Origin of the sequence: Bacillus sp. VT 712 (assembly GCF_001614195.1) — a bacterium.
GTDB lineage: Bacteria > Bacillota > Bacilli > Bacillales > Bacillaceae_H > Priestia > Priestia flexa.
In genome coordinates, this window is sequence record NZ_LWBK01000035.1 from 1 (window position 1) to 13,851 (window position 13,851).

The following is a 13,851-nucleotide window of genomic DNA, read 5'->3' on the forward strand; positions in this document are numbered from 1 at the left end:
CTTAGTACGAGAGGACCGGGATGGACACACCGCTGGTGTACCAGTTGTCTTGCCAAAGGCATCGCTGGGTAGCTATGTGTGGACGGGATAAGTGCTGAAAGCATCTAAGCATGAAGCCCCCCTCAAGATGAGATTTCCCATAGCGCAAGCTAGTAAGATCCCTGAAAGATGATCAGGTTGATAGGTCAGAGGTGGAAGCACGGCGACGTGTGTAGCTGACTGATACTAATCGATCGAGGACTTAACCAAAGCGATAGTACACGAAGTACTCAGCGAAATGTTATCTAGTTTTGAGAGAATAATCTCAAATCATGTCTGGTGACGATAGCAGAGAGGTCACACCCGTTCCCATGCCGAACACGGAAGTTAAGTTCTCTAGCGCCGATGGTAGTTGGGACTTTGTCCCTGTGAGAGTAGGACGTTGCCAGGCAACAGCGAAAAAAGGCTAGTCAAATGACTAGCCTTTTTTCTATATTCTCGAATAAAAAGGAGATTTTACTATGAGTGAGAAGAAAAAGAAAAAAGCTATGTATGAAGTAGGTGAAAATGAAACGATTGCTGATTGTTTAGATCGTATGAAAAAAGATGGCTATATGCCTGTGAGAAGAATAGAAAAGCCTATCTTTGAAGAAACGGTCAAGAATGGGGTTAAAGAGCATGTTCCTGTAAAGCAACAAATCATATTTGAAGGAAAATCACTTTAAACACGAACATTATTAAAAATTAAAAGTTAAATATTCGATTTTTGAGTTGACTTTTTTCATGGTTGGCTGTTATCATTAAGTTGCAAATAAGAGAAACGAAACCTCATATAATATTCAGGAATATGGCCTGAGAGTTTCTACCCAATAACCGTAAATTATTGGACTATGAGGAAAGAACAATCAATTAGGATTAACTATTCGTATCCTGCAACTTATAGTAAAGGTACGAATTAATAAAGCCTAGAGTGATTGTGACTTTCCTTTTGGAAATCACATCATTCTAGGCTTTTTTTATAAATTAAAAAAGGAGCTTTTATCTATGAATGTAAAAGTTGCTGTTGTCATGGGAAGTCAGTCAGATTGGTCTACAATGCAACATGCTTGTGACATCTTAGAAGAATTAGATATTGCTTACGAAAAGAAAGTTGTATCGGCACATAGAACTCCAGATTATATGTTTGAATACGCCGAAACAGCAAAGGAAAGAGGAATTCAAGTTATTATCGCAGGAGCAGGGGGAGCAGCACATTTACCAGGTATGATTGCTGCAAAAACAGTATTGCCTGTGATTGGTGTACCGGTTAAATCAAGTAACTTGAATGGCTTAGATTCATTGCTGTCCATCGTTCAAATGCCCGGAGGTGTTCCGGTCGCAACAGTAGCAATCGGCAAAGCAGGAGCAACAAATGCAGGCTTGCTTGCAGCTCAAATTTTAGGTACATCAGATTCGGGCATTAGTAAACAGCTAGATGAGAGAAGAGAATCAATTCGATTATCCGTATTAGAAAGCAGTGATCAACTTGTCTAATGTTCTTATACGTCCAGGAAAAACAATAGGGATTGTTGGCGGAGGCCAGCTAGGGAGAATGATTGCCCTAGCTGCTAAGGAAATGGGTTACTATATAGCTGTTTTAGAACCTACAGAAGACTCTCCATGTGGTCAAGTAGCTGATATTAAAGTGATTGGTGCCTATGACGATCGAAAGGCAATTGAACGACTTGCAGAAGTTTCAGATGTAATCACATATGAATTTGAGAACGTTGATGTTGAGATGATGAAGTGGTTAGAAACGAAATGTTATGTGCCACAAGGAAGTCGTTTATTAGCAGTTACTCAAAATCGTCGTTTAGAAAAAGAAATGATTACTAATCTAAATCTAAACGTACCTCAGTATGCCATTGTGAAGAATAAAGAAGAGCTGTTAAAGGCTGTCGAGACGATTAGCTATCCTTGCGTAGTAAAAACGTGTAGAGGAGGCTATGACGGCAAAGGGCAAGTTCTTTTAAAAAGCAGTCATGACGTAGTTGAAGCAGAAGGATTATTATCACAGTCTGAATGTATCGTAGAACAATGGATGAACTTAGATAAAGAAGTTTCTGTAATCGTTCACCGAAATATGAGAGGCGACATTGTATGCTTACCAGTTGCTGAGAACATTCATAAAGATCATATTTTACACCAAACCATTGTGCCAGCACGTATTACAGCTAGCCAAGAGCAAACGGCAATTGAATATGCAAAAGAAATTGCAAAAGGCCTAAACTTAGTTGGGACTCTTGCTGTTGAGATGTTCTTAACAAAAGAAGGCAATCTCTATATTAATGAATTAGCACCAAGACCACATAATTCCGGACATTATTCAATCAATGCTTGCAGCTTATCGCAATTTCAGCAGCACGTTCGAGCGATTTGTAACTGGCCGCTAGTTCAATCAACATTGTTAAAACCTGCTGTTATGGTTAACCTATTAGGAGAGCATATTGAAGAAACAATGGCAAAAATCGAATATTTAGACGATATGCACCTTCATTTGTACGGAAAAAAAGTTCCGAAACATAAACGAAAAATGGGACATATTACTGTATTAGCTGATAAGATAGATGAGGCGGTAGAAAAAGCCGAATCATTGGGAATATGGGAAAGAACGGAGGAATTAACAATATGATTGAACGTTATACAAGACCAGAGATGGCAGCAATTTGGACTGAAGAGAATAAATTTAAAGCTTGGCTAGAAGTTGAAATTTTAGCTTGTGAAGCATGGTCTGAATTAGGACACATTCCAAAAGAAGATGTAAAGCTAATTCGTGAAAATGCATCTTTTGATATTAATCGAATCAATGAAATTGAACTTGAAACACGACATGACGTTGTTGCGTTTACTCGTGCGGTATCAGAAACACTTGGCGAAGAGCGTAAGTGGGTACACTATGGTTTAACTTCTACAGATGTTGTGGACACAGCTTTATCTTACCTACTTAAACAAGCAAACGATATTTTAGTAAACGACGTTGAGCGCTTTATTGAGGTATTAAAAGAAAAAGCACAAGAACATAAATATACGGTTATGATGGGTCGTACGCACGGTGTCCACGCAGAGCCAACAACATTTGGCTTAAAGATGGGGTTATGGTACGAAGAAATGAAGCGTAACTTAGAGCGTTTGAAGCGAGCAGCTGCTGAAGTAGAGTTTGGGAAAATGTCTGGAGCAGTTGGAACGTTTGCTAACATCGACCCGTTTGTTGAAAAGTATGTATGTGAAAAACTTGGTATTTCGCCAGCTCCTATCTCTACACAAACTCTACAACGTGATCGTCACGCACACTATATGTCTGTACTAGCGTTAATTGCAACTTCAATTGAGAAGTTTGCAGTAGAAGTTCGCGGCCTTCAGAAGAGTGAAACACGTGAAGTAGAAGAATACTTCGCAAAAGGTCAAAAGGGATCATCAGCTATGCCGCATAAGCGTAACCCAATTGGTTCAGAAAACGTGACGGGGTTAGCACGACTAATTCGAGGATACATGGTAACAGCTTATGATAACGTACCACTTTGGCACGAACGTGATATCTCACATTCTTCTGCAGAGCGCGTTATCTTACCAGATGCAACAATTGCACTGAACTACATGTTAAATCGTTTTGCAAACATCGTGAAAAACTTAACGGTATTCCCAGACAACATGAAGCGCAATATGGATCGTACGCTCGGCTTAATTTATTCACAGCGCGTGTTACTAACGTTAATTAACAAAGGTATGGTTCGTGAAGAAGCATATGATCTAGTTCAGCCTAAAGCGATGGAAGCTTGGGAAACACAAGTCCCGTTCCGCTCTCTAATCGAAGGAGAAGAGCGCATTACAAAACATTTAACAGCAGAAGAAATTGATGACTGCTTCGATCATACGCATCATCTGAAAAGTGTAGATATGATTTTTGAACGTTTAGGTCTTTAATAAAAAAGGCAAGGTAAGTCCTTGCCTTTCTGCAAAAATGGGTATCAGAATATTCTGGATATAGAGGTGTCAGCATGGAAAAGCAAGGGCTACTTTACGAAGGAAAAGCAAAGAAGATTTATGCAACAAATGAACAAGATGTACTGTGGGTTGCTTACAAAAATGAAGCAACAGCATTTAACGGTGAAAAGAAAGCTGAGATTGAAGGAAAAGCAAAGTTAAATAACCAAATTAGTAGTTTGCTATTTTCAATGCTTCATGAAAAAGGAATTCAGACACATTTTGTAAAACAACTATCTGACTATGAGCAAGCAGTAAAGCAGGTTGAAATCGTTCCGCTTGAAGTAGTGGTTCGAAACGCAACAGCCGGTAGTTTAGCTAAGCGTATTGGGGTTGAAGAAGGTATTCGATTTGAAAATCCAATTGTAGAGCTTTATTACAAAGATGATGCATTAGGAGACCCGTTAATCCTTGACGAACATGCCATTTTCCTACAAGCTGCAACTCAAGAAGAGATTGATAGCTTAAAAGCACAAGCACTTCAAATTAATAAAGTATTATCTTCTTTCTTTAAAGAGAGAGACATTTTCTTAGTTGATTTTAAATTAGAGTTTGGTCGTACGTCTCAAGGAGATATCATCTTGGCTGATGAAATTTCACCTGACACTTGCCGTTTCTGGGATGTTCATACAAACGAAAAATTAGATAAAGATGTTTTCCGCAGAGATTTAGGCGGTTTAACAGAAGCATACGAAAAAATCTTACAGCGAATCGGAGGATAACCCAACCATGTATAAAGTAAAAGTATTTGTCACATTAAGAGAAAGCGTACTAGATCCACAAGGCGTAGCCGTTAAAAATTCATTACACCGTATGTCTTATGAAGAAGTACAAGAAGTTCGTATCGGTAAGTTCTTAGAGCTAACAATTGATAGCACAGATGCATTAGATGAGCGAGTGAAAGAAATGTGTGAAAAGCTTTTAGTGAATACAGTAATTGAAGACTATCGTTACGAGGTTGAGGAGGTTGTCGTACAGTGAAATTTGCTGTAATTGTGTTCCCAGGATCAAACTGTGACGTAGATATGTATCATGCAATTAAAGATGAACTTGGTGAGGAAGTAGAATATGTTTGGCACGATGCTAAGTCTTTAGACGAATATGACGGTATCCTGTTACCAGGTGGCTTCTCATACGGAGATTACTTACGTTCAGGTGCAATTGCACGCTTTTCGAACGTAATGGATGAAGTGAAAAAGGCAGCAGCGGCTGGAAAACCTGTATTAGGCGTTTGCAACGGGTTCCAAATTCTTTTAGAAGCAGGTCTTTTACCAGGAGCTATGCGTCGCAATGAAAATTTAAAATTTATCTGTAAAACCGTTAACTTAAAAGTAGCTAACAATGAAACTATGTTTACAAATGCTTATGACAAAGACGAAATCATTGCAATTCCAGTAGCACATGGTGAAGGTAATTACTATTGCGATGAACAAACGTTACAACAATTGGTTGAAAACAATCAAATCCTTTTCCAATACGAAGATAACCCAAATGGAAGTCTTCAAAACATCGCAGGAATTTCAAATGAAGCAGGAAATGTATTAGGAATGATGCCCCACCCAGAAAGAGCAGTTAGTGATATTCTAGGTAGCGCAGATGGACTAAAATTATTTCAATCAATCGTAAAGCAGTGGAGGGAACAAAATGTCGTTACTTCTTGAACCAAATGTAGAGCAAATTAAAGAGCAAAAGCTATATCGAGATATGGGATTAACAGATGAAGAGTTTGCAAATGTAGAGCAATTATTAGGTCGTACGCCTAACTACACAGAAACAGGGTTATTCTCTGTTATGTGGTCAGAGCACTGCAGCTACAAAAACTCTAAGCCTGTTTTGAAGAAATTCCCTGTTACTGGTGAAAAAGTACTTCAAGGACCAGGTGAAGGCGCAGGGATTGTTGATATCGGCGATAATCAAGCAGTTGTATTTAAAATTGAAAGTCACAATCATCCATCAGCCATTGAACCTTACCAAGGAGCAGCAACTGGTGTAGGTGGAATTATCCGTGACGTCTTTTCAATGGGAGCAAGACCAATTGCGCTGTTAAACTCTTTACGATTCGGAGAGCTGACGTCTCCAAAAGTTCGTCATTTGTTTGAGGAAGTAGTAGCAGGGATTGCAGGTTACGGTAACTGCGTTGGGATCCCAACAGTGGGTGGAGAGATTCAGTTTGAAGACTCTTATGAAGGAAACCCATTAGTTAATGCAATGTGTGTAGGTTTAATTAACCACGAAGACATCCAAAAAGGCCAAGCAAAAGGTGTTGGCAATACGGTGATGTATGTCGGTGCTAAAACGGGCCGCGATGGTATCCATGGAGCAACATTTGCATCAGAGGAACTTTCAGATCAATCAGATGAAAAACGTCCAGCAGTTCAAGTGGGAGATCCATTTATGGAAAAGCTTCTTCTTGAAGCATGCTTAGAGTTAATTAAATGTGATGCATTAGTTGGTATTCAAGATATGGGAGCGGCTGGTTTAACGAGTTCATCAGCAGAGATGGCGAGTAAAGCAGGTTCTGGTATCGAAATGAATCTTGATCTTGTACCTCAGCGTGAAACAGGTATGACTCCTTACGAGATGATGCTTTCTGAATCACAAGAACGTATGCTAATCGTTGTTGAAAAAGGCCGTGAGCAAGAGATTGTAGATATCGTAGAGCGCTACGGTTTAGAAGCAGTATCAGTTGGTCACGTAACAGATGACAAACGCCTTCGGTTAACTCATAAAGGTGAAGTGGTAGCGGATGTGCCAGTTGATGCGTTAGCAGAAGATGCACCTGTGTATCACAAACCATCAGCAGAGCCAGCTTATTACCGTGAGTTTCAAGCTCAACCTGCTTACGCACCAACAGTAGACAATCATAGTGATATGCTAGTGAAGCTTTTACAACAACCAACGATTGCAAACAAAGAGTGGGTTTATAATCAATATGACTATCAAGTGCGTACAAATACAGTTGTATCACCTGGTTCTGATGCAGCCGTTGTACGCGTGCGAGATACAAATAAAGCATTAGCAATGACAACCGACTGTAACTCTCGCTATCTTTATCTAGATCCTGAAGTAGGTGGACGCATTGCCGTAGCCGAAGCAGCTCGCAATCTTGTATGTTCAGGTGCACAGCCTTTAGCAATTACCGACTGCTTAAACTTTGGAAATCCAGAAAAGCCGGAAATTTTCTGGCAAATTGAAAAAGCAACGGACGGAATGAGCGACGCTTGCCGTCAGCTTTCAACACCAGTAATCGGTGGTAACGTGTCTCTTTATAACGAAACAAAAGGTGAAGCAATTTACCCAACACCTGTTATTGGAATGGTTGGACTAATTGACGATGTGAAGCATATTACAACTCAGTATGCCAAACAAGCAGAAGACTTAATTTATGTAATTGGCGAAGCAAAAGCAGAATTTGCTGGGACTGAGCTTCAAAAAGTAATTGAAAGCGGTAAGGTATTTGGCCAATCGCCTGCTCTAGACTTATCAGTAGAAAAAGCACGTCAAGATCAGCTTCTTCAAGCAATCCGTCAAGGAACTGTACAATCTGCACATGATATTGCAGAAGGTGGTTTTGCGGTAGCCCTAGCAGAGAAAGTAATGAATGGTAGTGGGCTTGGAGTAGAAGTTACGGTGAACGGTGACCTAACAGCAGAGTTATTTAGTGAAACACAATCACGCTTTATTGTGACAGTAGCACCACAAAATCAACAGGCTTTCGAGAGTATTGTTGCGGATGCTAAGCTAGTGGGACGCGTAACTGAAAACGGAGAATTAACAATTAAGCATGAAGGAAATGCAGTTGTACAACAATTTGTTCAAGACTTAACGAAAGCTTGGAAAGGAGCTATTCCATGCTTGCTGAAATAAAAGGTTTAAACGAAGAATGTGGCGTATTCGGCATATGGGGTCATGAAAATGCAAGTCAAATCGCTTACTATGGCCTTCACAGCCTTCAGCACCGCGGTCAAGAAGGAGCTGGAATTGCCGTTACAAATGGAGAAAAAGTCAGCGTGGCAAAAGGCGTTGGCCTTGTAAATGAAGTATTCGGCCACGGTGAGCTTGATCAGCTTCAAGGAAAAGCAGCAATCGGTCACGTGCGCTATGCAACAGCAGGAGGTGGAGGGTTTGAAAACGTTCAGCCCCTTCACTTCCGCTCTCATAACGGAAGCATTGCATTAGCTCACAACGGTAACTTAGTAAATGCCAATGCGCTAAAGCACCAACTTGAAAATCAAGGCAGCATTTTTCAATCCACCTCTGATACAGAAGTGTTAGCACATTTAATTAAGCGTAGTGGCTATAGTGATATGAAAGACAAAGTAAAAAATGCACTCTCCATGGTAAAGGGTGCGTATGCGTTTGTTATTTTAACTGAAGATGCCATGATGGTTGCTTTAGATCCAAATGGCTTACGTCCACTATCACTTGGTCGTCTAGGAGATGCTTATGTCGTGGCATCAGAAACATGTGCATTTGATATTGTAGGAGCAGTTCACGAACGTGATGTAGAACCTGGAGAATTGTTAATTATTGATGATGAAGGAATAAAATCTGAGCGCTTTACGTTAAATGTAAATCGTGCAATTTGCAGTATGGAATACATTTATTTCTCACGTCCAGACAGTAACATTGATGGTATTAATGTGCATTCAGCACGTAAAAACCTAGGAAAACAGCTAGCGATGGAATCTCCAATCGAAGCAGATGTTGTAACTGGTGTTCCGGATTCTAGTATTTCAGCGGCCATTGGATTTGCTGAGCAATCAGGTATTCCGTATGAGTTAGGATTAATTAAGAATCGCTATGTTGGCCGTACGTTTATTCAACCATCACAGGAGCTGCGCGAACAAGGCGTGAAAATGAAGCTGTCTCCGGTGCGTAAGATTGTAGAAGGTAAGCGTGTTGTCATGGTTGATGACTCAATCGTTCGAGGAACGACAAGTCGCCGTATCGTTCGCATGCTACGAGAAGCAGGAGCGAAAGAAGTTCACGTTCGTATTAGTGCACCTCCAATCAAAAATCCATGCTTCTATGGAATTGATACATCTTCTTCATCCGAGCTAATTGCAGCAACTCGCTCTGTACAAGAAATTTGTGAATTAATTGAAGCGGACTCTTTGGAGTTCTTAAGCAATGAAGGATTAATTGAAGCAATCGGTCGAGATTATGAAAATGGTGGACAGTGTATGGCTTGTTTCACAGGAAAATATCCAACAGAAATTTATCCTGATACCGTACACCCACATGAGAAAGTAACTTGTTAGTTTCAATGTAAAAAAGGAGTGACAATATGTCATATTCATATAAGCAAGCTGGAGTTGACTTAGAAGCAGGCTACGAGGCCGTTTCACGTATTAAAAAGCACGTTGCACGAACAGAGCGTAAAGGTATTATGGGCACAGTGGGTGGATTTGGAGGAATGTTTGATCTATCTTCCTTAAACTTAAAAGAGCCTGTTTTAGTATCAGGAACAGACGGTGTTGGTACAAAATTAAAATTAGCTTTTCAAATGGATAAGCACGACACTATCGGGATTGATGCTGTAGCGATGTGTGTAAACGATGTGGTTGTACAAGGTGCAGAGCCTCTTTATTTCCTGGATTATATTGCATGTGGGAAAGCAGTCCCTGAAAAAATCGAAGCAATTGTAAAAGGAATTGCGGATGGATGCGAGCAGTCAAATTGTGCATTAATTGGCGGTGAAACAGCGGAAATGCCTGGGTTATATGAGGAAGATGAATATGACTTAGCTGGATTTACAGTTGGAGCGGTTGAGAAATCGGAAATTATTACTGGAGAGAACGTAAAGCCAGGACAGCTACTAGTAGGTATTTCATCAAGCGGTATTCATAGCAATGGCTATTCACTGGTTCGAAAAATCGTTGATGATCAAAAGCTGGATCTTCAAAAGGTATATGAAGGATTTGATCAAGCTCTTGGCCTTGAGCTTTTAACACCAACTAAAATTTATGTAAAGCCTGTGCTTCAAGCGTTAGAAGCAGCAAAAGTAGCAGGCATGGCCCATATTACAGGCGGAGGGTTTATTGAAAACATTCCTCGCATGCTTCCAGATGGTTTAGGAGTAGAAATTGACTACGGTTCTTGGCCAATTCCAAAAATCTTTGATTTCCTTCAAGAGTATGGTGGCTTAGAGCGTAAAGAAATGTTTGAAGTTTTTAATATGGGAATTGGGTTTGTATTAGCGGTAGAGCCAGAAGAAATGAACGCGGTCATCAATGCGATTGAAAGCAAAGGGGAAAAAGCGTTTGTGATTGGACGCGTGACAGAAGGCAATGGGGTAGAGTTTAGTGGAGGCGTGCTTGGATGATGAATATTGCAGTCTTTGCTTCAGGAAACGGCAGCAACTTTCAATCTCTATACGAAGCAACGCAATCGGGTCAATTAAAGGCGACGATTAAGCTTGTGGTTTGTAATAAGCCAGAAGCGTATGTAATCGAGCGAGCAAAAGCATGTGGTATTCCGTGCTTTGTTTGCTCACCTAAAGACTTTCCTGATAAAGCAGCTTATGAACAAGCAATTCTAAACGAATTACAGGCTAATAGCATAGATTTTCTAGTATTAGCAGGTTACATGCGCTTAGTTGGTCCAACATTACTTCAACCATATAAAAATCGAATTGTTAATATTCATCCCTCATTATTACCAGCGTTCCCAGGCATGGATGCCATTGGGCAAGCATTTGATGCTGGTGTAAAGGTTATTGGTATTACCGTACATTTTGTAGACGAAGGAATGGATACGGGGCCGATTATTGACCAGCAAGCAATTCGTGTAAATGAGGAAGACACAAGAGAAACTGTTGAAGCTCGTATCCATGAGATTGAGCATACGTTTTATCCTCAAGTACTCAACAAGCTGTTTCAACAGCTTGTGGTTAAATAATAGACTGGGTTGTCAAAAAAGTTTTAATGCTTTACTATGGTAGAGTGATAGTGTAAGAAAGTTATAAAAAGAGAGATCGAATCAGGAGGAGTTTACAAAATGACAGCAAAACGCGCGCTTATTAGCGTATCTGACAAAGAAGGTATTGTTTCATTTGCTAAAGAACTGAAGGAATTAGGAGTGGAAATTATTTCGACTGGCGGTACAAAGCGTACGCTAGAAGAAAACGGCATTGATGTAATTGGTATCTCTGAAGTAACAGGTTTTCCTGAGATTTTAGATGGCCGTTTAAAAACGCTACATCCCAATGTTCATGGCGCTTTATTAGCGTTACGCGATAACGAAGAGCACCAGGCACAAATGAAAGAGCACAATATCTCACCAATCGACTTTGTAGTTGTAAACTTATACCCGTTTAAAAAGACAATTGAAAAAGACGATGTAACGCTTGCTGAAGCAATTGAAAACATTGATATTGGTGGACCAACAATGCTTCGTTCAGCTGCTAAAAACTATCGTTCGGTATCAGTTGTTGTCGATCCAACTGACTATGCGACCGTAGTAGAAGAATTAAAATCAAATGGAAACGTTTCGTTTGAAACAAACCAGCGCCTAGCAGCGAAAGTATTCCGTCATACGGCAGCTTATGATGCGTTAATTGCTGAATACCTAACAAATATTACGGGTGAAAAGACTCCTGAAAAGCTAACAGTAACGTATGAGCGTGTTCAAGGATTACGCTACGGAGAAAATCCACATCAGGAAGCGGCTTTCTATAAAAAACCATTAACGCAAAAAGGTTCAATTGCAACGGCTACGCAGCTGCATGGAAAAGAGTTATCTTATAACAATATTAATGATGCGAACGCAGCACTTCAGATTGTAAAAGAATTTTCGGAGCCAGCTGTTGTGGCCATCAAACATATGAACCCATGTGGAGTAGGTGTGGGTGAAACGATTGCTCAAGCTTATCAAAAAGCTTACGAAGCAGATCCAACATCAATATTCGGTGGTATTGTAGCAGCAAACCGTCCAATTGATCGCGAAACAGCTATTCAATTAAAAGAAATCTTCTTAGAAATCATTATTGCTCCTTCATTTGATCAGGAAGCAATTGATGTATTAACAGCGAAGAAAAATTTACGTCTACTAACAGTAGAGCTTGATGAAAATGCACAAAAAGAATCCTTCTTAACATCTGTAAAAGGCGGCGTGCTTGTTCAGGACGAAGATGTATTTGGTTTTGACGATGCTACGGTTTCTGTTCCAACAAAGCGTGAGCCAACAGAAAAAGAATGGGCAGATTTGAAATTAGCATGGAAAGTTGTGAAAAATGTAAAGTCAAATGCGATTGTACTTGCAAAAGACGATATGACAGTCGGAGTAGGCGCTGGACAAATGAACCGCGTTGGGGCAGCGAAAATTGCGATTGAGCAAGCCGGTGAAAAAGCACAAGGATCAGCTTTAGGATCAGATGCTTTCTTCCCAATGGGAGATACAGTTGAAGCAGCAGCTAAAGCTGGTGTTACAGCAATTATTCAACCAGGTGGTTCAATTCGTGATGAAGAGTCGATTGCAAAAGCAGATGAGTACGGCATTACAATGGTATTTACAGGCTTAAGACATTTTAAACATTAATGAGGTGAAGAACGTGAATGTTTTAGTTATCGGAAAAGGTGGAAGAGAACATACAATTGCATGGAAAGCGTCCAAAAGCCCACTTGTAAATGAAGTATTTGTAGCTCCCGGTAATCCAGGTATGAGTGACGTGGCAACGCTTGTCTCAATCGATGAAAGCAATCATGATGAGCTAGTGGCTTTTGCAAAACAAAGAGATATCAAACTAACAATTGTAGGCCCTGAAAATCCTCTAATTGAAGGGGTTGTAGATCGCTTCGAGGCTGAGGGTCTGCCGATTTTTGGGCCTCGTAAAAAAGCAGCTATGATTGAAGGAAGCAAAAGCTTTGCGAAAGAATTAATGAAAAAGTATGAGATTCCTACCGCTGCATATGAAACATTTACGTCTTACGAAGAGGCAAAAGCGTATGTAGAAAAACAAGGTGCACCCATTGTTATTAAAGCAGATGGCTTAGCTGCTGGTAAGGGGGTAACTGTCGCTTTAACTGTTGAAGAAGCTGTAGAAACACTTCATGACTTCTTGGTTGATCAAAAGTTCCAGGAAGCTAGCGCCACTGTTGTAGTTGAGGAATTTTTAGACGGTGAAGAATTTTCATTAATGGCATTCGTACGTGGTACAAAGGTATATCCAATGGTCATTGCACAAGATCATAAGCGTGCGTTTGACGGAGATAAAGGCCCGAATACTGGTGGAATGGGTGCTTATTCTCCGGTTCCTCAAATCAGTGAGGCTGAAGTAGAAAAAGCGGTTCAAACAATTTTATTACCAATGGCAGAAGGGTTAGCTGAAGAAGGCTGTGAGTATACGGGTATTTTATATGCTGGACTCATTCAAACAGCGCAAGGTCCAAAGGTTATTGAATTTAATGCTCGATTTGGTGACCCTGAAACACAGGTTGTATTACCGCGAATGAAAAGCGATTTAGTTGATGTTTTACTTCGCATTTTAAACAACGAAGACGTTGAAATTGAGTGGGATAATCAAGCCGTTATGGGGATTGTGTTAGCAGCTGCTGGTTATCCTGAATCTTATGAAAAAGGAAATCCAATTTACGGCTTAGAAAAGATCAACAAAGAAGCGCTTGTTTTCCATGCTGGAACAGCTTTAGATGGCCAAACATACGTATCAAATGGAGGACGTGTTCTTTTAGTAGGAGCTAAAGGAGATACACTTTCACAAGCACAAGAAGAAGTATACAAACAAATGAATCATATTGATGTAGCAAAAGGTTTCTTCTATCGAAAAGATATTGGATATCGTGCCCTTGAAAAAGCATCAAAGAACTAAAAGAAGAGCATTCGCTCTTCTTT

General features: G+C 40.2%; 13 protein-coding genes, 2 rRNA genes and 1 riboswitch. All 15 genes read left to right on the top strand.

The annotated features are described in order from the left end of the window. Positions 1-249, top strand: a 23S ribosomal RNA gene (locus A2U94_RS15190); the annotation flags it as partial. Between the two features lie 65 nt (positions 250-314). Beyond that, positions 315-430 (top strand): 5S ribosomal RNA (gene rrf / locus A2U94_RS15195). 70 nt (positions 431-500) lie between these two features. Further along, positions 501-704, top strand: coding sequence for an NETI motif-containing protein (locus A2U94_RS15200; protein ID WP_025909080.1), 204 nt, complete (start codon positions 501-503; stop codon positions 702-704). Between the two features lie 83 nt (positions 705-787). Next, positions 788-890: riboswitch (purine riboswitch) on the top strand. A gap of 133 nt (positions 891-1,023) precedes the next feature. Then, complete coding sequence (gene purE, locus A2U94_RS15205; RefSeq protein WP_025909079.1) at positions 1,024-1,512, top strand: 5-(carboxyamino)imidazole ribonucleotide mutase; 489 nt, start codon at positions 1,024-1,026, stop codon at positions 1,510-1,512. Next, entirely contained in the window at positions 1,505-2,650 is a 1,146-nt protein-coding gene (gene purK, locus A2U94_RS15210; RefSeq protein WP_025909078.1) for a 5-(carboxyamino)imidazole ribonucleotide synthase, read from the top strand. The genes purE and purK overlap by 8 nt, the downstream gene beginning before the upstream one ends. After that, positions 2,647-3,939, top strand: a complete 1,293-nt coding sequence (gene purB / locus A2U94_RS15215; RefSeq protein ID WP_025909077.1) for an adenylosuccinate lyase — start codon at positions 2,647-2,649, stop codon at positions 3,937-3,939. Before purK ends, purB begins: the two co-directional genes overlap by 4 nt. A 74-nt stretch (positions 3,940-4,013) precedes the next feature. After that, positions 4,014-4,721, top strand: coding sequence for a phosphoribosylaminoimidazolesuccinocarboxamide synthase (gene purC, locus A2U94_RS15220; RefSeq protein WP_025909076.1), 708 nt, complete (start codon positions 4,014-4,016; stop codon positions 4,719-4,721). Positions 4,722-4,728: 7 nt separating this feature from the next. Then, positions 4,729-4,980, top strand: coding sequence for a phosphoribosylformylglycinamidine synthase subunit PurS (purS, locus tag A2U94_RS15225; RefSeq protein ID WP_025909075.1), 252 nt, complete (start codon positions 4,729-4,731; stop codon positions 4,978-4,980). Continuing rightward, positions 4,977-5,660 (top strand): phosphoribosylformylglycinamidine synthase subunit PurQ, encoded by a 684-nt coding sequence (gene purQ, locus A2U94_RS15230; protein WP_025909074.1) that lies wholly within the window; start codon positions 4,977-4,979, stop codon positions 5,658-5,660. Before purS ends, purQ begins: the two co-directional genes overlap by 4 nt. Continuing rightward, positions 5,644-7,866 (top strand): phosphoribosylformylglycinamidine synthase subunit PurL, encoded by a 2,223-nt coding sequence (gene purL / locus A2U94_RS15235; RefSeq protein WP_025909073.1) that lies wholly within the window; start codon positions 5,644-5,646, stop codon positions 7,864-7,866. The genes purQ and purL overlap by 17 nt, the downstream gene beginning before the upstream one ends. Next, the gene (gene purF / locus A2U94_RS15240) at positions 7,851-9,263 is read left to right on the top strand and encodes an amidophosphoribosyltransferase (RefSeq protein ID WP_025909072.1); all 1,413 of its coding nucleotides are present in this window, start codon (positions 7,851-7,853) and stop codon (positions 9,261-9,263) included. The genes purL and purF overlap by 16 nt, the downstream gene beginning before the upstream one ends. A 26-nt stretch (positions 9,264-9,289) precedes the next feature. Beyond that, positions 9,290-10,327, top strand: coding sequence for a phosphoribosylformylglycinamidine cyclo-ligase (gene purM, locus A2U94_RS15245; RefSeq protein ID WP_025909071.1), 1,038 nt, complete (start codon positions 9,290-9,292; stop codon positions 10,325-10,327). Continuing rightward, positions 10,324-10,902, top strand: coding sequence for a phosphoribosylglycinamide formyltransferase (gene purN / locus A2U94_RS15250; protein ID WP_025909070.1), 579 nt, complete (start codon positions 10,324-10,326; stop codon positions 10,900-10,902). Before purM ends, purN begins: the two co-directional genes overlap by 4 nt. A gap of 99 nt (positions 10,903-11,001) precedes the next feature. Further along, positions 11,002-12,540 (top strand): bifunctional phosphoribosylaminoimidazolecarboxamide formyltransferase/IMP cyclohydrolase, encoded by a 1,539-nt coding sequence (gene purH, locus A2U94_RS15255; RefSeq protein WP_025909069.1) that lies wholly within the window; start codon positions 11,002-11,004, stop codon positions 12,538-12,540. 13 nt (positions 12,541-12,553) lie between these two features. After that, on the top strand, positions 12,554-13,828 hold the full coding sequence (purD, locus tag A2U94_RS15260) for a phosphoribosylamine--glycine ligase (RefSeq protein ID WP_025909068.1): 1,275 nt from the start codon (positions 12,554-12,556) through the stop codon (positions 13,826-13,828). Positions 13,829-13,851 lie beyond the last annotated feature (23 nt).